Origin of the sequence: Erwinia sp. Leaf53 (assembly GCF_001422605.1) — a bacterium.
Classification (GTDB): domain Bacteria; phylum Pseudomonadota; class Gammaproteobacteria; order Enterobacterales; family Enterobacteriaceae; genus Erwinia.
The window spans coordinates 118913-144942 of sequence record NZ_LMLK01000021.1 but is presented as its reverse complement, the minus strand read 5'-3'; the positions used below and the strand labels follow the sequence as shown (position 1 = coordinate 144942).

Below are 26030 nucleotides of genomic sequence, written 5' to 3'. Positions count from 1 at the left end.
GCTATTCTGCATAACCCGATCTCTGCGGCTTTAACGCCGTACCCCCTGTTTTCAGTTAACTTCCGCCAGCGGCCGACGCCCGTGCTACGCTGATTGAGTCCTCCGTGCGCCGATCCTGCGGCGGGGGAGAGCAACGTGACCCGAAGACGTGTAAAGGAACAGTGATGAGCGACGTTGGCCCTGAGTCAATTGTGCGGCCCGACGAGGCGCCGCGATTACAGCGGGCGATCATGCCGCTGGTGGCGGCGCATCCGCTGCACAGCGGGATCTATCCGCTGGCGGAAGGTCTGGATGCCTTTGCTGCCCGTTACCTGCTGATCGCCATGGCGCAGCAGACGCTCGATATTCAGTATTACATCTGGCAGAACGATATGTCCGGGCGGCTGCTGTTCAGCGCGCTGCTGGAGGCGGCGCAGCGTGGGGTAAAAGTGCGCCTGCTGCTGGATGACAACAATACCCAGGGGCTGGATGAGACGCTGAGCGAACTCAACCGCCATGAAAATATTGAGATCCGACTGTTTAACCCGTTTTCTTTCCGCCTGCTACGTGCGCTGGGCTATCTGACCGATTTCGCCCGGCTTAACCGACGGATGCACAACAAGAGTTTTACCGTAGACGGTGAAGCAACCATCGTCGGCGGACGCAACATCGGTGACGAATATTTTGGCGCGGGTGACGCGCCGCTGTTCTCCGATCTCGACGTGCTGGCGGTGGGGCCGGTGGTCAGCGAGGTCTCGCGGGACTTCGGCCGCTACTGGCAGTGCGAGGCCGTGGCACCGCTGGCATCGGTGGTTGAAGACGCGGCGGCAGATGCCCCTTCGGCGGTGTCGCTACCGGAGGCCTGGCGCGACAGCGAGCAGGTGCAGCGTTACCTGAGCCGCCTGCACAGTTCGACCTTCGTCAGCGAGCTCGAGCAGCGCAGCCTGCCGTTTATCTGGGCGCATACCCGTCTGCTCAGCGACGATCCGCGTAAAGGGCTGGGGCGGGCAAAAACCAGTAGCCTGCTGCCGCAGCGGCTGCTGGAGGTGATCGGCCAGCCGCAGCAGCAGTTTGATATTATCTCTGCCTACTTTGTGCCGACCCGCTCAGGCGTGGCGCAGCTGCTGGCGCTGGTGCGCAAAGGGGTCAGGATCGCCATTCTCACCAACTCTCTGGCGGCCAACGATGTCTCGGTAGTACACGCCGGCTACGCCAAGTGGCGTAAGAAACTGCTGCGTCATGGCATCACCCTCTATGAGCTGAAACCGCAGGGCAACGCCCAGGATGCGCCGCACGACCGCGGGCTGACCGGTAACTCCGGCTCCAGCCTGCACGCCAAAACCTTCTCGGTGGACAATAAAACGGTGTTTATCGGCTCGTTTAACTTTGATCCGCGTTCTGCGGTGCTCAACACCGAGATGGGGCTGGTGATTGAGAGCGAGAGCCTCGCTTCCACCCTGCACCAGCGCTTTATCGATAACCTGCGCGAGCGGGCATGGACGCTGCGGCTGGATAAGTGGGGGCGGGTCAACTGGGTTGAGTATCCGGGCGAGGCGCGTGAACAGGTACACAAGCATGAACCGCGCACCCGCCTGATGCAGAGGCTGCTGGTCAGGCTGGTGTGGCGTTTACCGATCGAGTGGTTGCTGTAACCGCAACGGCAGGGGGCATACTCACCCGTTGCCAGGCTGTCAGGCCAGCAGGGGCAGTCAGTCGCGGGCCGCTCAACCTGGATGCCAGTGCAGTCCGCACTGGCACGATCGTCTGCGCCGGCAGCGTGAGTCAGGCAGCGGCTGACGGCCCGCTAGCTGCGCGCTTTGGCACCCTGCGGTTTACCGGAAAACAGGAAGCGCAGCAGCGGAATACGCAGGTGGATCTCATACAGCAGGAAGGCGGCGCCAAACACCATCACCAGCCCCAGCAGGAAGCCCAGCGTACTGCTGCCAATGGCCGGCACGACAAACACGCCGTACAGGATGGTCAGCGGGTGGTGGACCAGGTAGATAAACAGTGAGGCGTTAACCAGATAGGTGACCCGCGGTGAGTGTGAATTAAGCAGGCGGTAGCCCAGTGAGAACACCACGTTGACCATCCACAGCCCCATCAGCATCGCGCACAGCGCATCCAGTTCGTACAGCCAGCCGTCACCTTTATTCCAGGAGATGTTGGCCACATAGGCGGCGAACGCCAGCGCCGAGCCGATAAAGGTCCAGGGGTTGGGCTTCACAAACAGCGCCTTAATCGCCGGGTATTTCCACGCCATCGCCCCGAGAATAAAGAACGGCAGAAATTGCAGCGACTGCATTACCGCCATGGTAAACAGACCGTCGCCCAGCACCTGCGGAGCCAGCAGCAGCATGACGCGGCGAAACGCCCCCCACGCCAGAGCAGAAAGCAGGATAAACAGGGTCAGTTTGCCCCAGCCGAGATCGGAATAGTCTGTTTTTGCCGGTCTTGCGTCGCGCAGCAGGCGGAACAGCCAGAAACCGGCCAGGGTCAGCACTACCAGCACCAGCAGGAACCACAGGTGGGAAATCAGATCCCACATCAGCGCGTTATAACGCTGATAGGTGGTCATCTGCGTCCAGTCGCCAACCTTACTGGTCCAGGCCTTCAGCATAAAGAACTGTGGCAGCGTTACCAGCGGAATGGCGGCCAGCATCGGGATGCCAACCCGCTCCAGCCGCACCTTCAGCCAGTCGCCCGGCGCATAGCGCAGATAGAGCATATAAGAGAAATAGCCGGAGATAACAAAAAAAACCTGCATGCGGAAAGCGTGAATAAACTCGTTCAGCAGCGTCAGCCATTCTGAGGGGGCCGGGCTGTTTACTGACCAGTTTTGCGATGAATAAATCAGAGAAAGATGAAAAGGCACGCCTAATAACATCAGGTAGGCGCGAATGGAATCCAGAAAATATTCTCGTTGCGGCGTCGTTTTAGTCATATTTATCCACTATTCAACACGTTATCATTCCGGTTCACCCTGAACCGGCCTAAAGCTTACTGCTTACTTTAGAAGAGTAAAGGCGGGTATACTATCAGTCGATTCTGTTTCCGCTAAGCACTTGAGAAGTGGGACCTTAAGGATTCAGAATAGTGGAACAAAAACGTTGTCAGGCTGTCGGAAAGCCAGATTATCCATTAAGATGGATTGAATTGATTTACGCGCCCGGAAGGGGGAGATGTGCTGAGTAAAATGAACAATAAACCTAAGATGCTGTTGCGCTGGTCTGGCCTGGCCGTTTTGCTTTCAATGTACACCAGCGCCAGCTGGGCGTTTAACATTGATGACGTGGCAAAGCAGGCGAAGGAGTTAGCCGGTAAAGGCTTTGAGGCGCCGAAGAGTAATCTGCCCTCGCAGCTGCGCGACATGAAGTATGCTGACTATCAGCAGATCCAGTTTAACCATGATAAGGCCTACTGGAATAAACTGAAAACCCCGTTCAAGCTCGAGTTTTACCATCAGGGCATGTACTTCGACACCCCGGTACAGCTTAATGAAGTGACGGCAAACAGCGTTCGTCCGATCAAATACTCCGCGGATTATTTCAACTTCGGCAACGTTCCGCACGATCCTGACACGCTGAAAAACCTTGGGTTTGCCGGTTTCAAAGTGCTGTACCCGCTGAACAGCAAAGATAAGAAAGACGAAATTACCAGCTTCCTGGGTGCCAGCTACTTTCGCGTAATCGGCAACGGCCAGGTTTACGGTCTGTCTGCCCGGGGACTTGCGATCGACACCGCGCTGCCGTCCGGTGAAGAGTTCCCGCGCTTTAAATCATTTTGGATCGAGCGGCCAAAACCGCAGGATAAGCACCTGGTGATCTACGCGCTGCTGGACTCGCCGCGCGCGACCGGCGCGTACCGCTTCCTGATTACCCCAGGTAAAGACAGCACCGTTGACGTACAGTCAAAAGTGTTCCTGCGCGACAAAGTCGGCAAGCTGGGCGTGGCTCCACTGACCAGCATGTTCCTGTTTGGTGCCAACCAGCCGTCGCCGGTCACCAACTACCGCAAAGAGCTGCACGACTCCAACGGCCTGTCGATCCACGCCGGCAACGGAGAGTGGATCTGGCGTCCGCTGAACAACCCACGCCACCTGGCGGTCAGCACCTTTACCGTGGAAAACCCGCGCGGCTTTGGTCTGCTGCAGCGCGGCCGTAACTTCGAACAGTTCGAGGATCTGGACGACCGCTACGATCTGCGCCCGAGCGGCTGGATCGAGCCAAAAGGCGACTGGGGTAAAGGACGCGTAGAGCTGGTTGAAATTCCGACCTCTGACGAAACCAACGACAACATCGTTGCGTTCTGGACGCCAGAAACCCTGCCGGAGCCGGGCAAAGAGATGGACTTCAACTATCGCCTGCACTTCACCCGTGATGAGAACCAGCTGCACTCGCCCGAAACGGCCTATGTAAAAAGCACGCTGCGCTCGACCGGTGACGTGAAGCAGTCCAACCTGGTGCGCCAGCCGGACGGCACCGTCGCCTTTATCGTTGACTTCACCGGCCCGGAAATGAGCAAGCTGGCGGAAAATACGCCGGTGGCCCCGCAGGTGAGCATTGGTAATAACGGCGAGCTGGTTGAAAACAGCGTGCGTTATAACCCGGTCACCAAAGGCTGGCGTCTGGTGCTGCGCCTGAAGGTGAAGGACAATAAACAGCCAACAGAAATGCGTGCGGCGCTGGTTAACGGCGACAAAACGCTGACCGAAACCTGGAGCTATCAGTTGCCTGCCAATGAATAAATCGACCGTAATACCCGATCAATACATTGACGCGTTGCCCCTGACCGCCGAGCGGAAAGGGGCGCTGCGTGACGCGCTTCCCGCCGGGCCGCAGGAGAGCTTCAGCCAGCTGCACCATCAGCTGGCCGAGGATGGCCCGGTAGAAACCCGTGCGGACGACGCACCGCAGGAGTCAGTGAAAGCCCGCGTGCAGATGAGCTGGCCGGACTCGGTTGCCGACGGCGCGCAGTTTGATAAAGATGCGCTGGACCGCACCACGCTTAAGGCGATGCCGCAGCACACCCGCTCCTCGATGTATCCGGAAGAGTGGCGCACCAACCCGGTGGCCCGGGCGTGGAACTCGCTGCGCGGGCGCAAATCAACGCCCCGTTATGCCAACAAAGAAGAGCAGAAGATCGAAGATAAATGGCGCCACGTTGGCTCCATTCGTCGCTATATTTTGCTGGGGCTGACGCTGATCCAGACGGTGATCGCCACCTGGTACATGAAAACCATTCTGCCGTACCAGGGCTGGGCGCTGATCGATCCGCTGGAGATGATCAACCAGAACTGGCAGCAGTCGCTGATGCAGATCCTGCCTTACGTGCTGCAGACCGGTATTCTGTTCCTGTTTGCCATTCTGTTCTGTTGGGTCTCTGCCGGCTTCTGGACCGCGCTGATGGGCTTCCTGCAGCTGTTGATCGGTAAAGATAAATACAGCATCTCTTACCTGACTAACGGCGATGAGCCGATCAACCCGGAGCACCGCACCGCGCTGATTATGCCGATCTGTAATGAAGACGTCGGCCGCGTGTTTGCCGGCCTGCGCGCCACCTGGGAATCGGTGGTGCGTTCCGGCGAGCAGCAGAACTACGACGTTTATATCCTCAGCGACAGCTACAACCCGGACATCTGCATGGCAGAACAGAAGGCGTGGATGGAGCTGGTGCGTGACGTCGGTGGGGAAGGGCGCATTTTCTATCGCCGCCGCCGCCGCCGCGTGAAACGTAAGTCCGGTAACATCGATGACTTCTGCCGCCGCTGGGGTAGCCAGTACAGCTACATGGTGGTGCTGGATGCGGACAGCGTGATGAGCGGCGAGTGCCTTAACGGCCTGGTGCGGATGATGGAAGCCAACCCGAACGCGGGTATTATCCAGTCTTCGCCGAAAGCTTCGGGCATGGATACGCTGTACGCACGTTGTCAGCAGTTTGCCACCCGCGTCTACGGGCCATTGTTTACCGCCGGCCTGCACTTCTGGCAGCTGGGTGAGTCGCATTACTGGGGGCACAACGCGATTATCCGCGTGAAGCCGTTTATCGAACACTGTGCGCTCGCGCCGCTGCCGGGTGAGGGCTCGTTCGCCGGTTCGATCCTCTCCCACGACTTCGTGGAAGCGGCGCTGATGCGCCGTGCGGGCTGGGGAGTGTGGATCGCCTACGATCTGCCGGGCTCTTATGAAGAGCTGCCGCCTAACCTGCTGGACGAGCTGAAGCGCGACCGCCGCTGGTGTCACGGTAACCTGATGAACTTCCGCCTGTTCCTGGTGAAAGGCATGCACCCGGTACACCGTGCGGTGTTCCTGACCGGGGTGATGTCTTACCTGTCTGCGCCGCTGTGGTTTATGTTCCTGGCGCTCTCCACCGCGCTGCAGGTGGTGCACACGCTGATGGAGCCGCAGTACTTCCTGCAGCCGCGCCAGCTGTTCCCGGTATGGCCACAGTGGCGGCCAGAACTGGCAATCGCGCTGTTCTCCACCACGCTGGTGCTGCTGTTCCTGCCAAAACTGCTCAGCGTGGTGCTGGTGTGGTGCAAAGGGGCCAAACCTTACGGCGGTGCGCTGCGCGTGCTGGTTTCGCTGTTCCTTGAGATGCTGTTCTCGGTGCTGCTGGCCCCGGTGCGCATGCTGTTCCACACGGTGTTCGTGGTCAGCGCCTTCCTGGGCTGGGAAGTGGTCTGGAACTCGCCGCAGCGTGACGATGACGCCACGCCGTGGAGCGAAGCCTTCCGTCGCCACGGTTCGCAGATGCTGCTGGGCCTGGTGTGGGCCGGCGGTATGGGCTGGCTGGATCTCAACTTCCTGTGGTGGCTGTCGCCGATCGTCTTCTCGCTGATCCTGTCGCCGTTTGTCTCGGTGTGGTCAAGCCGGGGTACGCTGGGCCAGGCCTCCAAACGCGGCCGCCTGTTCCTGATCCCGGAAGAGTACGATCCGCCGAAAGAGCTGCTGGATACCGACCGCTACGTGGTGCTGAACCGTGAACGTCAGCTGGATAATGGCTTTATGCACGCCATGTTCCACCCGTCGTTTAACGCGCTGGCCAGTGCGCTGGCGACCTCGCGTCACCTGAAAAGCGATATTCTGGAATACGCCCGCGACCGCCGTGTCGATCAGGCGCTGAGCCAGTCGCCGGTGAAGCTGGGGCGTGACGATCGCCTGGCGCTGCTCAGCGATCCGGTGACGCTGTCGCGCATGCACTATCGCCTGTGGCAGAACGCCGATAAGTATCACGACTGGTTCGATCACTATCAGACCCTGAAGCTGAATCCGCAGGCGCTGAATAATCAGTAAGCCTGGTGGTAACAAAACCGGAACCCTGTGTTCCGGTTTTTTTTGCCTGCAAAACGGCGTCCGGCGTGGGGTGGGAAGATAAACAGCAGCGTTTTTACGTTTTCTTTGCACTTGATGCGCTGTTGCGGTAAAAAGCACGCTGTAGAATAGTGCGTTTTTTACTCCGGGGCAGAATGCAGTGACAAGGTTTATTCGCAGTGTGGCGGTGGGGCTTGCGGCGGTGATGCTGTGCGGCTGCGGCAGCATTATCAGCAGAGCCGTGCCCGGACAGGGGCACGGTAACCAGTACTATCCCGGCGTACAGTGGGACATTCAGGATAAGCCGTGGCGCTTTATTGCCATCATCGACCTGCCGCTGTCGCTGGTGGTCGACACCCTGCTGCTGCCGGTGGATGCGCAACACGGGCCCTACGAGTAAGCCGTGACAGCCAGGTTCGCATCACGGCCTGACCAGTAAGCTGCGACAGCCCGCTGCGCAACACGTCCTGATCAGTAAGCCGTGACAGCCAGGTTCGCATCACGGCCTGACCAGTAAGCTGCGACAGACCGCTATGCATCACGGCCTGACCAGTAAGCCGTGACAGCCCGCAGGACATCACGGCTTCACAAGTAAGCCAGCCGGGTCAGAAGCGGTTTTCTGACTCGCTGTTGTCGTCTTCCCACTCTTCTGCCGCGGCGTCCGCCTCTTCAGTGCCGGCCGGCGGTTCCAGCTGAAACTCGCCTTCGTCCCATTCGTGCAGGGTATTTTCTGGCAGCCACTCCTGGCGCAGTTCGATCTCATCGAAATCGCCGTCAAAAATCGCCTGAGCGGCCTCACCGCTGGCGACCGGCAGGCCTTCGCCCTGATCGGCTTCCGTGGTCAGGAACTCCGCCTGCCACATAATGTCGCCGTCCTGCATCACGTACTTCTGCAGGTTAAACTGCTCAATCGACGCCTCTTCTTCATCGACTTCCGGATTGGCCGCCAGGTACTCCTCGCGTGCGGCGTCAATGGCTTCTTCCAGGGTTGCATACAGGTTCATGGGCATATCCTTGATATCTGGTGACTAAAACAAGGTTAATTGTTGTCGCTGATGGCAAAGATGCAAGGGAAGGGGCGGAAAAATTTCTCGGTGTGTTAGTGGAAAGTACTGACCGGGTGCTGTCATCACATCCGGATGTGCGGCAGCGCGATCAACATCACCTGTCAATCCGGGTGAGCACGATAGGTTTTTATGCCAGACGTTATGTGGCGGTAAAGTAACCAACACCATCCGGATTATGTCTCGGCCTTACTGAGTTCGAATTCAGAGATGAATCATTGCGGGTATCGCAGCCAGGACATTTTTCAAATAAAAGATGCATAGGAACAGTGATTTGAACTTGCGTAATGGAGGGCCGCAACGATGGATTTGAATAATTATACCGTACCAGCCATATTCAGTTTATTAATGGATTGGTCTTTTAGAGAATACGTCAGGACAGCTGGCGTGCTGATAACCCTCTCAGTTTCTTACGTTTTCTCCTGTCTGAGTCTGGTTATTTATATTGCTGCGCATCTGTATTTTGGTTCGGGGCTGCAACGTGAGTTCCCGGATTTATTCGGCCGTAATGACTTCATTGCCTGTGCTGTGATTGGTTTTATTAATCTGTTGTTTTTTAAGACTATTCATTTACTTAAGAAAAGGATGATTTAAATGAAAGAGTTGACACTGATTGAAAAAAACAAGGTTTCAGGTGCGAAAGGACCTGGTATAGATCCTGCTAATGCGCAGATCATTAAAGATATTGCCATTGATGCGGGAACAGGTGCAGCCTTAACCCCAGGGTCCCCATGGATCGTCTGAAAAAGCAGGCCGGCGAACCGGCCTGCTGTCAGTACAGTGAAGGCTGCCCTTCCGGACGGGTTTTGAAGCGGCGGTGCAGCCACATATACTGCTCTGGTGCCATCAGTACGCCCTGTTCGACCACCTGATTCATGGCGTGCGCGGTGCTGCTCTCATCGTCCAGCGGCACCTGTTGTTCAGGCAGGATCACCATCTCGTATCCACGGCCTTCCGGCAGGCGGCGCGGAACAAACGGGATCACCGCCGGATTACCCATGCGTATCAGCATATAGCTACCTTTGGTGGAGGCGGCATCCTCAACGGCGAAGAACGGCACAAACACGCTGCTTCTTGGGCCGTAGTCGTGATCCGGCGCGTACCAGATAATGTCGCCATTTTTCAGCGCGCGGATCATGCCTTTCACATCTTTGCGATCCAGCATGCTCTTGTTAGAGCGCATACGTCCCCAGGTCTGCAGCCAGTCGATAAGCGCATTATCATTCGGTCGGTAAACGCCGATGCCGGGATTGTGAATGCCAAAGATGCGCGCGCCCAGTTCCAGGGTCAGGAAGTGCATGCCAATCAGCAGCACGCCTTTGTTATTCTCAGCCGCTTTGCTGATATGTTCCAGGCCGCTGACGGTAAACCATTTTCTGATGCGCCAGTCCGGCCAGAACCAGGCCATGCCGGTTTCGATTAAGCCCATGCCCAACGATTCGAAGTTGTGTTTTACCAGCGCCTCGCGTTCGGCGGCAGGCATCTGCGGAAAGCACAGTTCCAGATTGCGACGGGCGATGTTCACACGTGAGCGGAGGAAACGCATCGACAGGCGGCCGAGCCCGCAGCCCAGACGATACAGCAGGGGATAGGGAAGCAGCACCAGGGCATACAGCAGGACAATCCCAAACCAGGTGTGCCAGTAACGGGGATGCAGCAACGCGCGGCGAAATTGAGGCAGCTGAGTCATGAGTTTCCAGATCTCAAAAAGGGGGGACTATTATGCTGTCCGTTAAATTTTAATTATGACCTATTGTGCCATTTTTCGGATAGTTACTGAAAAAAAATGCCGATAAGCGGTGAATATTTCACCATTTTAAGGAAGTAGCCTGCCTGAGCGAAAGCGCATGCAGTGAATTTAACGATTGTCGTTAAGGTCATGCTTCGTAAGGGTTGTTATGACAAAACACCGGGGCATGAGACAATTCTCTCATCACTGCAAAAAATTGTTTATTGGTGTATGATTGCGCCGCAAAAATTTCTCTCATCGTAATCAGGAAAGTACACCATGCCAGTGTTACATAACCTCGTTTCCAATGAAGAGCTGAAGGCGCGCATGCTGGCCGAAACCGAACCGCGCACCACAGTCTCTTTCTATAAATACTTCACCATTGACGATCCGCGCGCCTTCCGCGACGCGCTGTACGTGGCGATGACCGCGCTGAAGGTGTTTGGCCGCGTTTATGTGGCCGCCGAGGGCATCAATGCCCAGCTTAGCGTGCCAGCCAGCCAGTATGACGCCATGAAGGCGATGCTGTACGGCTTCCATCCGCAGCTCAACAACCTGCGCATGAACATCGCGCTGGATGACGACGGCAAATCCTTCTGGGTGCTGCGTCTTAAGGTTCGTGAGCGCATCGTGGCCGACGGCATCACCGATGAAAGCTTTGATGCCAGCGACGTCGGTGCTTATCTGAAGGCGGCGGACGTTAACGCCATGCTCGACGATCCGGACGCGGTGTTTGTTGATATGCGCAACCACTACGAGTACGAAGTGGGCCATTTCGATAACGCGATGGAGATCCCGGCGGATACCTTCCGCGATCAGCTGCCGATGGCGGTGGATATGCTGCAGGAAGACAAAGAGAAGAAGATCGTGATGTACTGCACCGGCGGCATCCGCTGTGAAAAAGCCAGTGCCTGGATGCGTCACAACGGCTTTGAAAACGTCTACCACATCGAAGGGGGCATTATTGAGTACGCCCGTCGCGCCCGCGAGCAGGGGCTGCCGGTACGTTTCAAGGGTAAAAACTTTGTCTTTGACGAGCGGATGGGGGAGCGCATCTCTGACGATGTAATCGCCAACTGCCACCAGTGCGGTGCGCCCTGTGATACGCACGTTAACTGCCTGAACGACGGCTGCCACCTGCTGTTTATTCAGTGCCCGAGCTGTGCGGAAAAGTACAGCCACTGCTGCAGCCCGCTGTGTCAGGAAGAGCTGGCGTTAACGCCGGAAGAGCAGCGCGCTCGCCGTGCGGGACGCGAGAACGGCAATAAAATCTTCAACAAGTCGCGCGGCATGTTGAATACCACCCTGAAAATCCCTTCCCCGGAAGAGTAACAGGGTTGCGCTTCCCGCGTTACGAGCGGGAAGCGCGCTTCAGCTTACTGGCGTACGCCTTCCACCGAGATAATCAGCTCAACCTCCTGTGACGCCGGGCCGAGATCGGACTTCACGTTGAAGTCTTTCAGCGCGAATTTACCTTCTGCTTCAAAGCCGGCACGATAGCCACCCCACGGATCCTTGCCTTCACCGGTCAGCTTCGCTTCCAGCTCGACAGGTTTGGTCACGCCGTTCAGGGTCAGATTACCTTTCACCTTCAGCTCGTCACCCTCTTTGGTCACACCGGTCGACACGAAGGTGGCCTGCGGGAATTTGGCGGCATTCAGGAAGTCTGCGCTGCGCAGATGCTTGTCACGTTCGGCATGGTTAGTATCGACGCTGCCGGTGTTGATGGTCACGTTGACTTTGTCCTTGCTCGGGTCCGCTTCGTCATAGCTGAAGCTGCCGTCGAAATCTTTAAACGAGCCGTACAGCCAGCTGTAGCCGAGGTGTTTAATGCGGAACTGCACAAAGGCGTGCTGGCCCTCTTTATCAATTTTGTAGTCTGCGGCGGCGGCGGTACCCGCCGTCATCAGTAAGGCGGCGGTGGTTAATCCGAGAACGGTTTTTTTAAACATAACAACTCTCCATTTCCAAAGGTTAATCGGTGCGGCGACCCAGCATCCGGTTCAACGTAATATCGCGATCGATAAAGTGATGTTTCAGCGCGGCAAGCCCGTGTAATACGGACAACACCACCACGCTCCAGGCCAGCCACAGGTGAATGTCACCCGCCAGGTCGGCCTGTTCGCCCAGCCCGGCCACCACGGCCGGCACCGGTACAATGCCAAACACATTGATCGGCTTGCCTTCAGCGGTTGAGATCAGGTAACCACTGATTAAAATCGAAAACAGCAGCACATACAGCAACACATGGGCGGTAATCGCGCCGTGGCGCACCGCCGTGGAGTAACTGCTCAGGGGTTTGGGCGGCGGCGAAACAAAGCGCCAGACCACCCGGAGCAGCATCACGGCGAACAGCACCATGCCGATGCTTTTATGTAACTCAGGGGCTTTGTGATACCAGGTATCGTAGTAGCCCAGCGTGACCATCCATAGGCCCAGCGCGAACATGCCATAAACGGCCAGCGCCACTAACCAGTGAATGCTGATACTCAGTGAGCCATAACGGCTCTCGCTATTCTTCCACTGCATCTCAATGCCCGATAAACGTAGAGGGAATTAAAGATTGGCTAACGGAAAGGTTAAAAGCAACCACTAATTTCATAAGTTGCATAATTTATTAATTTGTTGAAATTTTTTGAATTATAAATTCATCAAATGCTCAGAAAATCAGAAGGGCGATCTCCTTTAAGGCGTTTTAGTCACGGTTATATGCAGCGGATGCAAATGCCGGGCACATAATAACATTCATAATTTTTGTCGCAAATTTAAATTAACGTCAGTGTTTTGTCACTTTTTGTCAATGTGCGTTTTTTTGAGATATTAGGTTTACTGTACAATGTATGCGGGTGAGCAGGAAAGGGGGGCGCGGGAAACGGCAGCGGGCAGCGGGTTGCCTGAGGGGCAATCCGGCCTGCCCGAAGGGCGGTCAGGCCGGTAGTCAGCCGGTCAGATCCCCGGCTGGTTGAAACGGGCAAGAGAGAACGGGGTCAGATCGAATTCACTGTCGATGCCCTGGGCAAACTGCGCGGCAATTTCCCCCAACACGCTGGCAAACTTAAAGCCGTGGCCGCTCAGCCCGGTCACGATCATCCGGTTGGGCTGGCCGGGGAAGGTATCAATAATAAAGTCTTCGTCCGGCGAGTTGTCGTAGGTGCAGGACTCTCCGTGCAGGCAGACGCCAACGCCCGGCAGGAACTGGCGGATAAAGCCGAACAGTTCGCTGCCGTCCTCGCGGACGCTGCCGAACGGGGTGCGCTGTTCGGGGGAGGAGATCGGCTGGCCGCCCTGATGCTTGCCGATCTTGATAGCATTGTTATCCGCCGGGAAACCGTAGTAGTGATCGCCGTCCGGCATCTGCACGGCAAAGGCGGGGAAGCGGTTATTCTCGCTGTAGCGGCCGTCGGCCTGGTGCCAGGCAAACACCTTACGCACTGGCGTTACCGGCAGGGCCGGGTAGAGGGTTTTTACCCAGGTTCCGGCGGTCACCAGCAGCCGTCGCGCCTGGAAATCCCCCTCCGGGGTGCTGACGGTCTGCAGGCCGTTTTGTTCGCTAATTGCGGTGACCTCGCAGTTAAACAGCTGTGCGCAACAGGCATCTCTGGCCTGGACGATCCAGCTTTTAACCGCCACTTCTGATTTCAGATAACCGGAACGGGGTTCCCATACGCCGACGTAACCGGCGGGAACGCTAATCTGCGGCCAGCGCTGGCTGACCTCTTCCCCGCTCAACACCTCGACCTCCAGGCCGAACTGCTGCGCGCTGTGGATGACGTTTTGAATAAACTCAGCCTGCTGCGGTGCCAGATTGAGCACCCCGCTGCGCTGCATAATGCGTTCACCACTCTGCTGTTCCAGCTGGTCCCACAGCTGCTGGGCACGTAACACCATCGGCACGTAACGGGCGCCTTCGCCGTAGGCGTGGCGGATTAAGCGGCTCTCTCCGTGATGACTGCCTTCGCTGTGCGGCGGATGACCGCGGTCAATCATCAGCACGTTCAGCCCGGCTTCGGTGGCGTACCAGCCTGCCGCTGCGCCGACCGAGCCACTACCCACTATAATTAAGTCATACACCATATCCGTATTACTCCCTGAATTGCCGCGGCGCGGCAACGCTTATGCAATTAATTTTAAGGTGAGGATAACAAAACTGACGGGCATGAAAAAGGCACCCGGAGGGTGCCTTTTTCTGAACGGTTTAGCGCGGTCTAATGTTTCTTGTAATCGCGATCCTGGTATTCCGTCGCTTCAATCTTGGCGATGCCGGCCTCAAGTATTGAAATAAATTGTCTGGCAACGTCGGTGGTGAGCCAGTAAGTCTGGCCGACTTCTGCATCTTCAGCCTGCTGTTCATTAGAGGACAACGAGTGCAGGCGGATCATCATTGCGTCATAGCTGTCTACGGTGCTGATATCCCATCCAATGAGGGGATGTGTCTGGATTACGTCTTTGTTTCTGTCCATTTATAACCCCCTTTATTACTCGTGTTGATGATGACAACAAAGTGATTTATCGAGGTTCTTATACAGAATTTCCTTAGAGCTCCGTAATTATAACAGAAGTTTCACATTACGCCGACGAGGTTCATCGGCAGGACGCATCAGGACAGACTTGAAAACTCAGCGTCTTTCATTTCATACAGCCCTGCGGCCCCCGCTGAGCCGGGATACGTCAGGCCTCGCTCACGCCGCCGAGAGGCTCACCGCTGCGACGCTTCTCCAGCTCCCCGGCCAGCTGCAGAAAGTGCTGCTGGGTCTGCTCATCGCGGTACTGATTCTGCCCTTCAAGGCGCAGGCTGTGGATCAACAGCTGATTAGCCCGCTCATCCAGGCAGAAGGAAAGCAGCGAAAAGGCATTTTCCAGCACGTTCAGCCGACGTTGCTGATCGCCAATCATCGTCAGCAGCTCGCCAAAGGTCATTGCCTGTTCAGGATTATCGGCAGTCATAAACAAAACCTCAGTCATTAACCACAGCGGCAGGGAGAAAATCAGAGTAAGAGATTATTCGGGCGGCGTCCAGAGGGCAAGGCGTCAGCAGAAGGTAAAAAAGCCGGATGGCGACACCCGGCAAAATGGCACAACGGTAAAACGGGGGGACGCGGCAGGCAAACGGCGTGCGCGGTCAGATCAAGTCAGGGAATAAACCAGTCGTCGGCGCTCTCCCAGGTCTCCTGCAAAATATCGCTAATCTGATCTTTGGCTTCTTTGCCGCCACCCATTACCGTCAGGTTACTGGCGCTGGCATAGCGAACCGATACGGTATTATGGCCGTCGGGAAAATGGCGATCGATACGTTTGCTGAGCTCCTGCGTCAGGGCATCAAGCGCGCCGGCGGGGAGTGAGGTGGTTTTTGCTACAGTGACTTCAACACGCATGAGAGCCTCCGGTTAATATACTGTGAATGTATACAGTATTTTTCACGAAAGCAATGAGCAGGCATAAATATTTTCCGCCGCCGGCAGGGAGCCGGCGGCGGATAGCACCGGGAATTATGCCTGCACGCGCCAGTTCAGGGTTTCACCGGCGAGGAATGGCACCAGCGTATGGCCGTCGCTGCCCACCGCCACGCTCTCTGCTACCGTCCACGGCTCACGCACCAGCGTCACCGTGCCTTCATTCAGCGGCAGGCCATAAAACGCCGGGCCGTTCTCTGAGGTAAAGGCTTCGAAGTGTGCCAGCGCGCCGATCTCTTCAAACACCGTAGCGTAGGCGGCCAGCATCGACGGCGCGTTAAACACCCCGGCGCAGCCGCAGCAGGCCTCTTTGCGGTCACGGGTGTGCGGGGCGGTATCGGTACCGAGGAAGAAACGGTTATGGCCGCTGGCCACGGCGGCCCGTAGCGCCTCCTGGTGCACGTTGCGCTTCAGGATCGGCAGGCAGTAAAGGTGCGGGCGAATACCGCCGACCAGCATATGGTTGCGGTTGAACAGTAAATGTTGCGGGGTGATGGTGGCCGCCAGCAGCTCATTGCCCTCCAGCACGTAGGCCGCCGCCTCTTTGGTGGTGATATGTTCACACACCACCTTAAGCCCCGGGAACTGCTTACGCAGCGGTTCCAGCACCGTTTCAATAAAACGGGCTTCGCGATCGAAAATATCGATGTGGGCATCGGTCACTTCGCCGTGGATCAGCAGCGGCATGCCGATGTTCTGCATGCGCTCCAGCACCGGGGCAATGGCGGCAATGCTGGTGACGCCGTGCGCCGAGTTGGTGGTGGCATGCGCCGGGTAGAGTTTGGCGGCGGTAAACACGCCTTCGCGGAAGCCGCTTTCGATCTCGTTCGGATCCAGCCCGTCGGTCAGGTAGCAGGTCATCAGCGGGGTAAAGCGGTGCCCGGCCGGTACGGCGGCCTGAATACGTTCACGGTAAGCACGGGCAGCGGCCACGCTGGTCACCGGCGGTACCAGGTTTGGCATCACGATCGCCCGGCCACAGACCTCACTGGTAAAGGGCACTACCGCCTCCAGCATCTCTCCGTCACGCAAATGGATATGCCAGTCGTCTGGGCGGCGAATAACTAACTGCTGGGGTTGTGAGGTCATGCGATGTGCTCCGGCAAAAGTTGAAGAGATGGCAGGTTTTGGCCGGGGTCTAAGCATAGGGATAAACCGTGCTAATTGCACCTGGTTTATCAGGGCGTTGGCGGATTAATCGCCGGCCGGAGCCGGCAAAGATAAATTCGGCGTCAGTCAGATGTAGAGGGTGCACTCTGTGCCAGTGACCGAAATGACGCAGGCCGTGGTCTGTCTCGGCCAGACGATAACTGCTATTAGCAGAGGTGTCCGCGCAACCCCTCGACGGCGGGCCGTTCGGGCAGGCATACGCCCAGGCTGAGCCACATCGGCTGGGGCTGCATCAGCTTAGTCGGTAAACGGAATAACCAGCTCACCCGGCTTGACTTCCAGCCCTTTGGCGAAGCGTTTTGCCAGCGACTCCGCCTTGCTGCGATCGCTGCTCAGCAGATAGGCGGGCTTCTGGTTGAAGTAGTCTTTCAGCGACTGGTTAAGATACGGCGTCAGGGTTTTCAGCACCCCCTGCATCTTCTCCGGCTGCACCTGCACCTCCACCAGCTCCATATCCTTCAGATAGATCGCGCCCTGCGGCTGGTCAAACACCGGCTGCGCTTTCATTTTCAGCTTCATCTCCGCCTGCTGAGGGCCGAACAGCGAGCTGATATTGACCTTTGCGGTGCCGTTCAGCGTCACCTTGTTGGGCTCTTCGCGGCCGATCTGGCTGCTGAGATCGTTCAGCACAATATGCGCGTCCACCAGCCCGGGCACCCCGAGCTGTTTTTCGTAATTGTTATGTTTCGCCAGCGCCTGGTTAATCTCCTGCTCGCTGATGCTGTAGCTGGCAATCTGGCTGCAGCCGGCGATCAGGCCGGCCAGCAGCAGGGCCGCGGCGGCTAAAAAGGGTTTCTTCATGCTCTTCTTCCTCGTGAGTCAAACGGCGCATCCTGCCGCGATGCCACAGCATGCAACAGTTCACGGCCCGCGTCACCAGGACAACGCCGAATGGTTCGGGGAAGGGGCAGCGCACGGGCGTGTCTGTGCCGGGGCTGAATCAGAAGCGGCTGGCAGGACAGAGACGCAGAGATCAGGCAAGAGGACCGGGAGCACAGGCAGATGCACAGGGGATCAGGCACAAGGGCAGGAGCACATAAGCGCGGGAGCGCTGGCTGAAGAGCAGGACGACGTTGCGGCAGTGAGAGCGCCGGAGAAGAGGCGAACCGGCCGTTGCCGGTTCGCCACAGGGTCAGACGGCGACCGAGCTGAGCAGGTTAATCTGCGTCTGTTTCGCCATGTTGTCGCGGTAGGCGGCGACGCGGCTCGGGTACTCAATGCCGGCCACCAGCGACAGCGAACGCAGCAGCGGGAACAGGTGGATATCATCCAGCGACAGCTCGCCGTTGACCGCATTTGGCTGAACGATCAGCTTATCCAGCTTGCGCAGGTCGTCGTTGACGTTCTTAATCAAACCGGCAGAGTGCTTTTTCAGCTCCTCGAAATCACCGGCCACCTGCTGCTTTTTGTTTTTGAAATAGCTGCGCGCCTGCGGGGTGGCAAACTCGGCGAACGGCGCTTCGGCCACGCGCGGGTAGAGCAGCTTGCTGACGTAGGTTTGAATATGGCGCAGCCAGTCACCGATGGCCGGATTAAGCGGGCCGGTCAGCAGCGGCTGGTGGTCCAGATTATCGACATACCCGACGATATCCAGGCTCTCCGGCATAAAGCTGCCGTCCTGCTTCACCAGGATCGGCGCCATCTTCTGGCCGATCATGCGGATCGGCGTCTCTTCGTCATCGTTGAGCATCACCACCAGCTCAAGCGGCAGATTTTTCAGGCCGAAAATCATGCGTGCCTTCACACAGAACGGACAGTGATCGTAGATATAGAGTTTCAATATCGTCTCCTTTTTAGCGTCAGTGTGACAATTAATTGGCTGAATATATTCGCAAAGTATGGAAGAGAACAGGGGAGAGGGCAAACTTTAGCGGAAAGACGGTGGCGCTGCCAGCCGACGGCGGTAACGGATTTTAGCTGTCGTCAGCCGTTTTCAGTGGTTTTATGATTGCATCATCATTATTTTGTTCGTCAGTGTTTTACCGCCAATCCGCCTGGCAGGTATAGTAAGCGTTATCACCGCTATTCCGGCCACCGATTTCAGGAGAAACGATGTTTGGCTATCGAACCGCTGCCCCGAAAGTGCGGCTGACCACCGATCGTCTGGTGGTCCGCCTGGTCCATGAGCGCGATGCCTGGCGGCTGGCCGATTACTATGCGGAAAACCGTCAGTACCTGAAACCCTGGGAACCGATCCGCGACGACAGCCACTGCTATCCCTCCGGCTGGCAGGCGCGTCTCGGGCTGATTAGCGATCTGCAGAAGCAGGGCAGCGCCTACTATTTTGCGGTGATGGATCCGGCCGAAAATGAAGTGCGCGGCGTGGCCAACTTCAGCAACGTGCTGCGCGGCTCCTTCCACGCCTGCTACCTCGGTTATTCGCTGGGCGAGAAGTGGCAGGGGCAGGGGATGATGTTTGAAGCGCTGCAGGCGGCGATCCGCTATATGCAGCGCCAGCAGCGCATGCACCGCATTATGGCCAACTATATGCCGCACAATCAGCGCAGCGGCGACCTGCTGGCCCGGCTCGGGTTTGAGAAAGAAGGCTATGCGAAGAACTACCTGATGATTGACGGACGCTGGCAGGATCACGTCCTGACGGCGCTGACCACCCCTGACTGGACGCCGGAGCGGCGTGGAGTATAACCCTGATGATCAAAAATCCGCTGTCCGCGCACGAAGCGCGGGTGATTGGCTGCCTGCTGGAAAAGCAGGTGACCACCCCGGATCAGTATCCGATGTCGCTGAACGCGGTAGTAACGGCCTGTAATCAGAAGTCGAATCGCGAACCGGTGATGGCGCTCAGCGAAGGCGAGGTGCAGAACACCCTCGATCTGCTGGTAAAAAAACACCAGGTTACCGGGCTCAGCGGATTTGGCAGCCGGGTAATGAAGTACGAGCAGCGCTTCTGTAACTCCGAGTTTGGTCAGCTGAAGCTGAGCCCGGGCGAGGTGGCGCTGGTCGCCACCCTGCTGCTGCGCGGCGCGCAGACGCCGGGGGAGCTGCGTACCCGCTGCCAGCGTATCCATGACTTTGCCGATATGGCCGAGGTGGAGCAGGCGCTGGCGCAGCTGGCGACGCGTGAGTCGGGCGCGCTGGTGGTGCGTCTGGCCCGCGAGCCGGGCAAACGCGAGAGCCGCTTTATGCATCTGTTCAGCGGCGAGGTGGACGCCGCCGCCGCCGAAAACGACACTGACACCCCGGCGGCGTTGTCAGCCGGTGGGGCGAGCCTCGCCGACCGGGTCAGCCAGCTGGAGCAGCAGGTGGCGGCGTTACAACAGCAGCTGGCGCGGCTGACCGGCAATCAGGAGCAGGACGATGAGTAAGCTGAGAGTTGGCATCGTCGGGCTGGGGGGGATTGCGCAAAAGGCCTGGCTGCCGGTGGTCACCTGCACCGACGGCTGGGAGGTGGCCGGTGCCTTCTCCCCCAACCAGCAGAAGGCGCGGCCGGTTTGTGACAGCTATCGCATTCCGCTGTTCTCCTCGCTGGACGCGCTGGCATCAGCCTGTGATGCGGTGTTCGTGCACAGCAGCACCGCCACGCACTTCGCCATCGTCGATCGGCTGCTGCGCGCGGGCAAAGACGTCTGCGTCGATAAGCCGCTGGCCGCCACGCTGCGCGAAGCGGAACAGCTGGTCGAGCTGGCCGCCGCACGCGGCCGCAGGCTGATGGTGGCGTTTAACCGCCGCTTTGCCCCGCGCTATCTGCAGCTGCAGGCGGCACTGGTGCAGCCCGCCTCGCTGCGCATGGATAAACACCGCAGCGACAGCGTCGGCCCGCGCGACGCCGGTTTTACCCTGCTGGATGATTATCTGCACGTGGTCGACAGCGCGCTGTGGCTGGCCGGCGCGCCAGGCGTGGCGCAGAGCGGCACGCTGCAGACCAACGACGATGGCCACCTGCTGTATGCCGAACATCACTTTCGCGCCGGCGGCGTGCAGGTGACCACCAGCATGCACCGCCGCGCCGGCAGTCAGGCCGAACGCGTTAGCGCTATTGATGACGGTGCGGTTTACCAGGTCAGCGATATGCGCGACTGGCAGCAGGAACGGGGCGGGAAAGTGACTATTGACCCGATCCCGGGCTGGCAGACGACCCTGGAGCAGCGTGGCTTTGTCGGCGCGGCGCACCACTTTATCCGCTGTGCCGAAAACCAGACCGCCCCCAGCGTCAGCGGTGAACAGGCGCTGATGGCGCAGCGCATTGTCGAACGGCTGTGGCACGAGGCGCAGCGCGAGTAACGGCCCGGACGGTGGCGGTACCGATAAAAACGGTAACAAACGCCGGTGGTTATTTCGTTGCACATCAGTACACTATGCTCACCTTAATGCAGGCCGGTTTGTGCCGGGGCCGCCGCGTCACTCGCCGCCCGTGCTGAACCGGTCGATCGGCCGGAGAGGGATGATTCCCTCTCCGGCACGTCAGTCAGGAAACCCATGAACCTGTTGAAATCTCTGGCAGCGGTCAGCTCAATGACCCTGTTCTCGCGCGTGCTCGGCTTTGCCCGTGACGCGATTGTCGCCCGCGTGTTTGGTGCCGGCATGGCAACCGACGCCTTTTTTGTCGCCTTTAAGCTGCCGAACCTGCTGCGGCGTATTTTTGCCGAAGGGGCTTTTTCGCAGGCCTTTGTCCCGATCCTTGCCGAATATAAAAGTAAGCAGGGCGATGACGCCACCCGGGTGTTCGTCGCCTACGTCTCCGGCCTGCTGACCCTGGCGCTGGCGATCGTCACCGTGCTTGGCATGCTGGCCGCCCCGTGGGTGATCATGGTCACCGCGCCCGGCTTTACCGATACCGCCGACAAGTTTGCGCTAACCTCCTCGCTGCTGCGCATCACCTTCCCCTATATCATGCTGATTTCGCTGGCTTCGCTGGCCGGGGCAATCCTTAACACCTGGAACCGCTTCTCGGTGCCGGCGTTTGCGCCGACGCTGCTGAACGTCAGCATGATCGGCTTCGCGCTGTTTGCCGCGCCGCACTTTAACCCGCCGGTGCTGGCGCTGGCCTGGGCGGTGGTAGCGGGCGGTGTACTGCAGCTGGGCTATCAGCTGCCGCACCTGCGCAAGATTGGCATGCTGGTGCTGCCGCGGCTGAACATGAAGGACGCCGGGGTCTGGCGAGTTATGCGTCAGATGGGCCCGGCAATTCTCGGCGTGTCGGTCAGCCAGATCTCGCTGATCATCAACACCATCTTTGCCTCGTTCCTCGTCTCCGGCTCGGTGTCGTGGATGTATTACGCCGATCGGCTGATGGAGTTTCCGTCCGGGGTGCTGGGCGTGGCGCTGGGCACCATTCTGCTGCCGTCGCTGGCGAAAAGCTTTGCCAGCGGCAATCAGGTTGAGTACTCACGGCTGATGGACTGGGGGCTGCGGCTCTGTTTCCTGCTGGCGCTGCCCTGCGCGGTGGCGCTGGGGATCCTGGCCGAACCGCTGACCGTGGCGCTGTTCCAGTACGGCAAGTTTACCGCCTTTGACGCCTCAATGACCCAGCGTGCGCTGGTGGCCTACTCGGTGGGACTGATGGGGTTGATCGTGGTGAAAGTGCTGGCTCCCGGTTTCTACTCCCGCCAGAACATTAAAACGCCGGTGCGCATCGCCATGTTTACGCTGCTGATGACCCAGCTGATGAACCTGGCGTTTATCGGCCCGCTGAAGCATGCCGGGCTGTCGCTGTCGATTGGCCTGGGTGCCTGCCTGAACGCGGCGCTGCTCTACTGGCAGCTGCGCAAACAGGATATTTTCCAGCCGCAGCCGGGCTGGGCCGGTTTCCTGCTGCGCCTGCTGGTGGCGGTGATCCTGATGGCGGCGGCGCTGTTTGGCGTGCTGGCGCTGATGCCGGAATGGGCGACGGGGAATATGGCTGAACGGCTGCTGCGGCTGGCGGCGGTTTGCGCGGTGGGCGGCGGGGTCTATTTTGCCGCGCTGGCTTTACTCGGCTTCCGCGTACGTGACTTTGCCCGGCGCACCGTAGCGTAAGGATTGTGCGGGCGCCCGCCGCCCGCACGATAAACCGGCGCTGACGCACTCCCGGTTACATGCGTGACGGAAAAGCGAAAACCCCGCGACGCAGTGTGTGGCAGGGTGGGGGCGGTGCGGAGGGCATCAGGCTTTGCGGCTGAGGAACCCGCCCTGACGCGCCTGGCCATCCGGGCCGTAGAACTTCTGCGACTGATGCGGCTTCAGCATCTCCAGCGCCTGCTCGGTGTGCGTCATCTGATGATTCAGCAGCATGCCGTTATGCAGGTTGACGTCGCGCAGTTTCACGGTCTGATCCTGAATCGCCGCCCAGCGGCGGGCCAGCTCAGGGTAGCGGCTGTAGGGCACATGCAGCGCGCTGGTTTTTTCCGCCTCGCGGCGCATCTCTTCAATAAAATTCAGCGTGCCGAGCAGCGAGTTTTTATCTTCGGTGATGCGCTGTAATAAACTACTGTCAACCTGACCTGCCGAAAGCTGTTGCTGTTCTGCTTCCATCACTTCAGCCAGTGATGCCAACACTTCCAGCATTTTATCCAGTGTGTTCAGTAGCTTATCCATTCATTAATTACCCTGAAGAGCGTCTTTAGCTTCCTGAATCAGCGCATCGGCAATTTTGCCGGTGTCCATTTTCAGTTCGCCGTTACGGATTGCTGTTTTTAACTGCTCCACGCGCGCGGTGTTGATATCCTGCGCGCTGGCTTTAGTCAGCTGTGACTGTGCGCCGCTCAGCATCACCTGAGAGGCTGCGGTGTCGGTACTTTTCCCGGCCGTCTGGCGGGCTTTTGGCGGCACGACATCATTGGTATCGCGCGTCTGTACCGTGCTGGCCGCGTTCAGTGCCTGGGTTCTGTCGATGCTCATAGTCTGGCTCCTGGAAACATCAGCCAGGGTGGCGGGGTACGCTGAAAAAGCGTGCCGGGCTACCGGGCCGAAGAGACTGAATTTATTTTGGCTATAGTACTACGTCTGCTATCCAGACTATCGGCAGAGCGGAAGATTTCTTTAATGGTTTATAACGAGATCAGAACATTCCCATCGGAACCCACCGGACCGCTGACGATCTGTCCTGAGCTCAGGCGCACCCGCACGTTCTGCGCCACGGTGGCGTTATTCATCGCCTTGCCCTCGTTGGTGATGTTAAACCCGTCGCCGCTGGCCACCACCCTGACCGTCTGCCCGGCTTTGACCCGCCACGGCTGACGCATCATCATCTGCGTTACCGGCTGGCCGGGGACCAGGTCGCGCAGGGCAATCGCCTCAACGCCCTGCTGCAGATCCAGCAACGTTCGGGCGGGCAGGGTGTCCAGCCGGCCGCGCATCAGCCGCAGGTCGCCGGCGGTCAGCGGGGTGCCACGCTGGACCGCGCGGGCGGCGACCACATAGCTTCCGGTGACCTGCACCTGCACCTGAATGTAGCGCCGGTCACGGTCACAGTTGGCCGCCACGCTCATATTTCCCCACATCCGGCCGTTGCCGGGCAGCGAAAACTGTGGCTTTTCGCAGGAAGGCCACAGCTTCTCAGGCGTTTTGATCGCCACGTTAAGGGTATCGGCAGGGCTGCCGCTTTGCCCATAGCGGGCCTTAAAAAACTGATTCAGCTGGCTGCTGAGGTCGCCGGCGCTGGCCGTCGCCGCCAGCAGCGTCAGCAGAACGGTTACGATGCGTATCACTTTTTGCACAGGCAGCCCCCTTTTTAAGAATGACCTGATTCTACCCGTGACCCATTCCTGTCAAGGCGCAAATTAGCGACCATTTTTAGCGCTATTCAAACGATAGGCTTTCCGGCGGGCGATTATGCTGTCAACTCTGAATACTCAGTAAGCGGAGGACGCATGCTCGACAAACTGGACGCAGCCCTTCGGTTTAATACCGAAGCGTTAAACCTGCGTGCACAGCGGCAGGAGATCCTGGCATCCAATATCGCCAACGCAGACACCCCTGGCTATCAGGCGCGCGATATTGATTTCGCCAGCCAGTTGAAACAGGTGATGGCGAACGGGCGCGCGCCGGGATCCGGCCTGGCGCTGGCGGTGACGTCGGCACGCCATATTCCTGCGGAAACCAGCAATCCCCCTTCACTCGATCTGATGTACCGCGTACCGGACCAGCCTTCGCTGGATGGCAACACGGTGGATATGGATCGTGAACGTACACAATTCGCCGATAACAGCCTGAAGTACCAGACGGATCTGACGCTGATCAGCAGCCAGATCAAAGGCATGATGTCGGTACTACAGGGGCAATAACGCATGGCACTGTTAAACATTTTTGATATCGCCGGTTCGGCGATGGCGGCGCAGTCACAGCGTCTTAACGTCAGCGCCAGTAACCTGGCCAACGCCGACAGCGTCACCGGCCCGGACGGGCAGCCGTACGTGGCGAAACAGGTGGTCTTTCAGGTTAACGCGGCACCGGGTTCACCGACCGGCGGCGTACGCGTGGCCAGCGTGATTGACGATCCGTCACCGGCCAAACTGGTTTACGAGCCGGGTAATCCGATGGCCGATGAAAAAGGCTACGTGAAGATGCCTAATGTGGACGTGGTGGGTGAAACGGTAAATACCATGTCGGCCTCGCGCAGCTATCAGGCCAACGTTGAGGTGTTAAACACCGTGAAGCAGATGATGTTGAAAACCTTAACGATGGGCCAATAAGGAGTTAACCGATGGGCATTGCAGTAGGCGTTAATGAGTCGCTGAGTACCACGACGATCGGTTCGTCCTCTTCCAGCGACACCAGTGCAGCGGATCTTCAGAGTAACTTTCTGACCCTGCTGGTCACCCAGTTGAAAAACCAGGATCCGACCAATCCGATGGATAACGCCCAGCTGACCAGTCAGCTGGCGCAGATCAACACCCTGAGCGGGATCGAGAAGCTGAACACCACGCTGGGCTCTATCTCCGGGCAGATTACCAGCGGCCAGACGCTGCAGGCTTCCACCCTGATTGGCCACGGCGTGATGGTGGCCGGCTCGCAGGTGCTGGTCGGCAACAGCACCACCTCGCCGTTTGGCGTGGAGCTGAGCGAAGCAGCGACCGCGGCGAAAGCCACCATCACCAACGCCAGCGGTGAAGTGGTGCAGACCATCGACTTAGGGGCGATGAGCGCCGGCGTGCATACCTTCCAGTGGGACGGTAAAACCACCGCGGGCACCGTCGCCGCCGACGGCAAATATACCGTTACCATCGCCGCCAGCAACGGCAACGGCCAGCTGGTTACGCAGCCGCTTAACTATGCCTACGTCAGCGGCGTGACCAAGACGTCGACCGGCGCGGTTCTGGATCTCGGCACCCTGGGTACCACTACCCTGGAAAACGTGCGTCAGATTATTTAACAACCCTATTTTCGG

General features: G+C 58.3%; 31 protein-coding genes and 1 pseudogene. 16 read left to right on the top strand and 16 right to left on the bottom strand.

Going from position 1 to position 26030, the window contains the following annotated elements:
• Positions 1 to 164 precede the first annotated feature (164 nt).
• A pseudogene (locus tag ASF13_RS25360) lies at positions 165 to 653 on the top strand (phospholipase D-like domain-containing protein); the annotation flags it as partial.
• A gap of 177 nt (positions 654 to 830) precedes the next feature.
• Here ASF13_RS25360 and ASF13_RS25355 read toward each other — a convergent pair.
• Positions 831 to 1013, bottom strand: coding sequence for a hypothetical protein (locus ASF13_RS25355; RefSeq protein ID WP_369814377.1), 183 nt, complete (start codon positions 1011 to 1013; stop codon positions 831 to 833).
• 12 nt (positions 1014 to 1025) lie between these two features.
• Between ASF13_RS25355 and ASF13_RS25350 the strand changes: the two genes are divergently transcribed.
• Positions 1026 to 1631 carry a phospholipase D-like domain-containing protein gene (locus tag ASF13_RS25350; RefSeq protein ID WP_369814376.1) on the top strand — a complete coding sequence of 202 codons (606 nt, stop codon included), beginning with the start codon at positions 1026 to 1028 and terminating at the stop codon, positions 1629 to 1631.
• A 152-nt stretch (positions 1632 to 1783) separates the two neighbouring features.
• On the opposite strand, the gene mdoC is transcribed toward ASF13_RS25350, so the two are convergent.
• On the bottom strand, positions 1784 to 2923 hold the full coding sequence (gene mdoC / locus ASF13_RS12365; protein WP_056236657.1) for a glucans biosynthesis protein MdoC: 1140 nt from the start codon (positions 2921 to 2923) through the stop codon (positions 1784 to 1786).
• A gap of 252 nt (positions 2924 to 3175) precedes the next feature.
• Between mdoC and ASF13_RS12360 the strand changes: the two genes are divergently transcribed.
• From ASF13_RS12360 to ASF13_RS12350, 3 genes are all read left to right on the top strand, one after another.
• Positions 3176 to 4726, top strand: coding sequence for a glucan biosynthesis protein G (locus ASF13_RS12360; protein ID WP_056237162.1), 1551 nt, complete (start codon positions 3176 to 3178; stop codon positions 4724 to 4726).
• A complete protein-coding gene (gene mdoH / locus ASF13_RS12355; protein WP_056236655.1) occupies positions 4719 to 7274 on the top strand; it encodes a glucans biosynthesis glucosyltransferase MdoH in 2556 nt (851 codons plus the stop codon). Before ASF13_RS12360 ends, mdoH begins: the two co-directional genes overlap by 8 nt.
• Before the next feature lie 178 nt (positions 7275 to 7452).
• Positions 7453 to 7692, top strand: a complete 240-nt coding sequence (locus ASF13_RS12350) for a YceK/YidQ family lipoprotein (protein ID WP_255354443.1) — start codon at positions 7453 to 7455, stop codon at positions 7690 to 7692.
• A gap of 205 nt (positions 7693 to 7897) precedes the next feature.
• Here ASF13_RS12350 and ASF13_RS12345 read toward each other — a convergent pair whose 3' ends face one another.
• Positions 7898 to 8296 carry a MysB family protein gene (locus tag ASF13_RS12345; RefSeq protein WP_056236653.1) on the bottom strand — a complete coding sequence of 133 codons (399 nt, stop codon included), beginning with the start codon at positions 8294 to 8296 and terminating at the stop codon, positions 7898 to 7900.
• 20 nt (positions 8297 to 8316) lie between these two features.
• On the opposite strand from ASF13_RS12345, the gene ASF13_RS24335 reads away from it, so the two are divergent.
• From ASF13_RS24335 to ASF13_RS24330, 3 genes are all read left to right on the top strand, one after another.
• On the top strand, positions 8317 to 8517 hold the full coding sequence (locus ASF13_RS24335; RefSeq protein ID WP_156365587.1) for a hypothetical protein: 201 nt from the start codon (positions 8317 to 8319) through the stop codon (positions 8515 to 8517).
• Positions 8518 to 8659: 142 nt separating this feature from the next.
• The gene (locus ASF13_RS12340; RefSeq protein ID WP_056236652.1) at positions 8660 to 8950 is read left to right on the top strand and encodes a hypothetical protein; all 291 of its coding nucleotides are present in this window, start codon (positions 8660 to 8662) and stop codon (positions 8948 to 8950) included.
• The gene (locus ASF13_RS24330) at positions 8951 to 9100 is read left to right on the top strand and encodes a hypothetical protein (RefSeq protein ID WP_156365586.1); all 150 of its coding nucleotides are present in this window, start codon (positions 8951 to 8953) and stop codon (positions 9098 to 9100) included. It abuts the gene before it with no gap.
• A gap of 28 nt (positions 9101 to 9128) precedes the next feature.
• On the opposite strand, the gene ASF13_RS12335 is transcribed toward ASF13_RS24330, so the two are convergent.
• Positions 9129 to 10046 (bottom strand): Kdo(2)-lipid IV(A) acyltransferase, encoded by a 918-nt coding sequence (locus ASF13_RS12335; protein WP_056236650.1) that lies wholly within the window; start codon positions 10044 to 10046, stop codon positions 9129 to 9131.
• A gap of 318 nt (positions 10047 to 10364) precedes the next feature.
• Between ASF13_RS12335 and ASF13_RS12330 the strand changes: the two genes are divergently transcribed.
• A complete protein-coding gene (locus ASF13_RS12330) occupies positions 10365 to 11417 on the top strand; it encodes a rhodanese-related sulfurtransferase (protein ID WP_056236649.1) in 1053 nt (350 codons plus the stop codon).
• Between the two features lie 44 nt (positions 11418 to 11461).
• On the opposite strand, the gene ASF13_RS12325 is transcribed toward ASF13_RS12330, so the two are convergent.
• The 9 genes from ASF13_RS12325 to grxB all read right to left on the bottom strand — a co-directional run bounded on the left by ASF13_RS12325 (position 11462) and on the right by grxB (position 18485).
• The gene (locus tag ASF13_RS12325; protein WP_056236648.1) at positions 11462 to 12037 is read right to left on the bottom strand and encodes a YceI family protein; all 576 of its coding nucleotides are present in this window, start codon (positions 12035 to 12037) and stop codon (positions 11462 to 11464) included.
• Between the two features lie 22 nt (positions 12038 to 12059).
• Positions 12060 to 12614, bottom strand: a complete 555-nt coding sequence (locus ASF13_RS12320) for a cytochrome b (protein ID WP_056236647.1) — start codon at positions 12612 to 12614, stop codon at positions 12060 to 12062.
• Between the two features lie 417 nt (positions 12615 to 13031).
• Positions 13032 to 14159 carry an N-methyl-L-tryptophan oxidase gene (gene solA / locus ASF13_RS12315; protein ID WP_056236646.1) on the bottom strand — a complete coding sequence of 376 codons (1128 nt, stop codon included), beginning with the start codon at positions 14157 to 14159 and terminating at the stop codon, positions 13032 to 13034.
• Between the two features lie 131 nt (positions 14160 to 14290).
• A complete protein-coding gene (gene bssS, locus ASF13_RS12310; RefSeq protein WP_056236645.1) occupies positions 14291 to 14545 on the bottom strand; it encodes a biofilm formation regulator BssS in 255 nt (84 codons plus the stop codon).
• A gap of 208 nt (positions 14546 to 14753) precedes the next feature.
• Positions 14754 to 15029 carry a hypothetical protein gene (locus ASF13_RS12305; protein WP_056236644.1) on the bottom strand — a complete coding sequence of 92 codons (276 nt, stop codon included), beginning with the start codon at positions 15027 to 15029 and terminating at the stop codon, positions 14754 to 14756.
• Positions 15030 to 15214: 185 nt separating this feature from the next.
• The gene (dinI, locus tag ASF13_RS12300; RefSeq protein WP_056236643.1) at positions 15215 to 15457 is read right to left on the bottom strand and encodes a DNA damage-inducible protein I; all 243 of its coding nucleotides are present in this window, start codon (positions 15455 to 15457) and stop codon (positions 15215 to 15217) included.
• Between the two features lie 114 nt (positions 15458 to 15571).
• Positions 15572 to 16624 carry a dihydroorotase gene (gene pyrC / locus ASF13_RS12295; RefSeq protein WP_056236642.1) on the bottom strand — a complete coding sequence of 351 codons (1053 nt, stop codon included), beginning with the start codon at positions 16622 to 16624 and terminating at the stop codon, positions 15572 to 15574.
• Between the two features lie 318 nt (positions 16625 to 16942).
• Complete coding sequence (locus ASF13_RS12290) at positions 16943 to 17506, bottom strand: lipoprotein (protein WP_056236641.1); 564 nt, start codon at positions 17504 to 17506, stop codon at positions 16943 to 16945.
• Between the two features lie 331 nt (positions 17507 to 17837).
• The gene (gene grxB, locus ASF13_RS12285; RefSeq protein WP_056236638.1) at positions 17838 to 18485 is read right to left on the bottom strand and encodes a glutaredoxin 2; all 648 of its coding nucleotides are present in this window, start codon (positions 18483 to 18485) and stop codon (positions 17838 to 17840) included.
• Between the two features lie 272 nt (positions 18486 to 18757).
• Here grxB and rimJ point away from each other — a divergent pair, with 272 nt between their 5' ends.
• The 4 genes from rimJ (at position 18758) to murJ (ending at position 22681) form a co-directional block, all read left to right on the top strand.
• The gene (gene rimJ / locus ASF13_RS12280; protein ID WP_056236636.1) at positions 18758 to 19351 is read left to right on the top strand and encodes a ribosomal protein S5-alanine N-acetyltransferase; all 594 of its coding nucleotides are present in this window, start codon (positions 18758 to 18760) and stop codon (positions 19349 to 19351) included.
• A gap of 8 nt (positions 19352 to 19359) precedes the next feature.
• Positions 19360 to 20031: a DUF480 domain-containing protein gene (locus ASF13_RS12275; protein WP_056237158.1), complete on the top strand. Its 672-nt coding sequence runs from the start codon at positions 19360 to 19362 to the stop codon at positions 20029 to 20031.
• Positions 20024 to 20947 carry a Gfo/Idh/MocA family protein gene (locus ASF13_RS12270; RefSeq protein ID WP_056236635.1) on the top strand — a complete coding sequence of 308 codons (924 nt, stop codon included), beginning with the start codon at positions 20024 to 20026 and terminating at the stop codon, positions 20945 to 20947. Before ASF13_RS12275 ends, ASF13_RS12270 begins: the two co-directional genes overlap by 8 nt.
• A 195-nt stretch (positions 20948 to 21142) precedes the next feature.
• Positions 21143 to 22681: a murein biosynthesis integral membrane protein MurJ gene (gene murJ / locus ASF13_RS12265; protein WP_056236634.1), complete on the top strand. Its 1539-nt coding sequence runs from the start codon at positions 21143 to 21145 to the stop codon at positions 22679 to 22681.
• 126 nt (positions 22682 to 22807) lie between these two features.
• On the opposite strand, the gene flgN is transcribed toward murJ, so the two are convergent.
• The 3 genes from flgN to flgA form a co-directional block, all read right to left on the bottom strand.
• Positions 22808 to 23239: a flagellar export chaperone FlgN gene (gene flgN, locus ASF13_RS12260; RefSeq protein WP_056236632.1), complete on the bottom strand. Its 432-nt coding sequence runs from the start codon at positions 23237 to 23239 to the stop codon at positions 22808 to 22810.
• A gap of 3 nt (positions 23240 to 23242) precedes the next feature.
• Entirely contained in the window at positions 23243 to 23542 is a 300-nt protein-coding gene (flgM, locus tag ASF13_RS12255; protein WP_056236629.1) for a flagellar biosynthesis anti-sigma factor FlgM, read from the bottom strand.
• A gap of 149 nt (positions 23543 to 23691) precedes the next feature.
• Positions 23692 to 24360, bottom strand: coding sequence for a flagellar basal body P-ring formation chaperone FlgA (flgA, locus tag ASF13_RS12250; RefSeq protein ID WP_056236627.1), 669 nt, complete (start codon positions 24358 to 24360; stop codon positions 23692 to 23694).
• Between the two features lie 153 nt (positions 24361 to 24513).
• On the opposite strand from flgA, the gene flgB reads away from it, so the two are divergent.
• Genes flgB through flgD form a run of 3 tightly spaced genes read left to right on the top strand, consistent with a single transcriptional unit; the run spans position 24514 to position 26015 of the window.
• On the top strand, positions 24514 to 24927 hold the full coding sequence (gene flgB / locus ASF13_RS12245; RefSeq protein ID WP_056236625.1) for a flagellar basal body rod protein FlgB: 414 nt from the start codon (positions 24514 to 24516) through the stop codon (positions 24925 to 24927).
• 3 nt (positions 24928 to 24930) lie between these two features.
• Positions 24931 to 25335 (top strand): flagellar basal body rod protein FlgC, encoded by a 405-nt coding sequence (flgC, locus tag ASF13_RS12240; protein ID WP_056236623.1) that lies wholly within the window; start codon positions 24931 to 24933, stop codon positions 25333 to 25335.
• An 11-nt stretch (positions 25336 to 25346) separates the two neighbouring features.
• Positions 25347 to 26015 carry a flagellar hook assembly protein FlgD gene (gene flgD / locus ASF13_RS12235; RefSeq protein WP_056236622.1) on the top strand — a complete coding sequence of 223 codons (669 nt, stop codon included), beginning with the start codon at positions 25347 to 25349 and terminating at the stop codon, positions 26013 to 26015.
• Positions 26016 to 26030 lie beyond the last annotated feature (15 nt).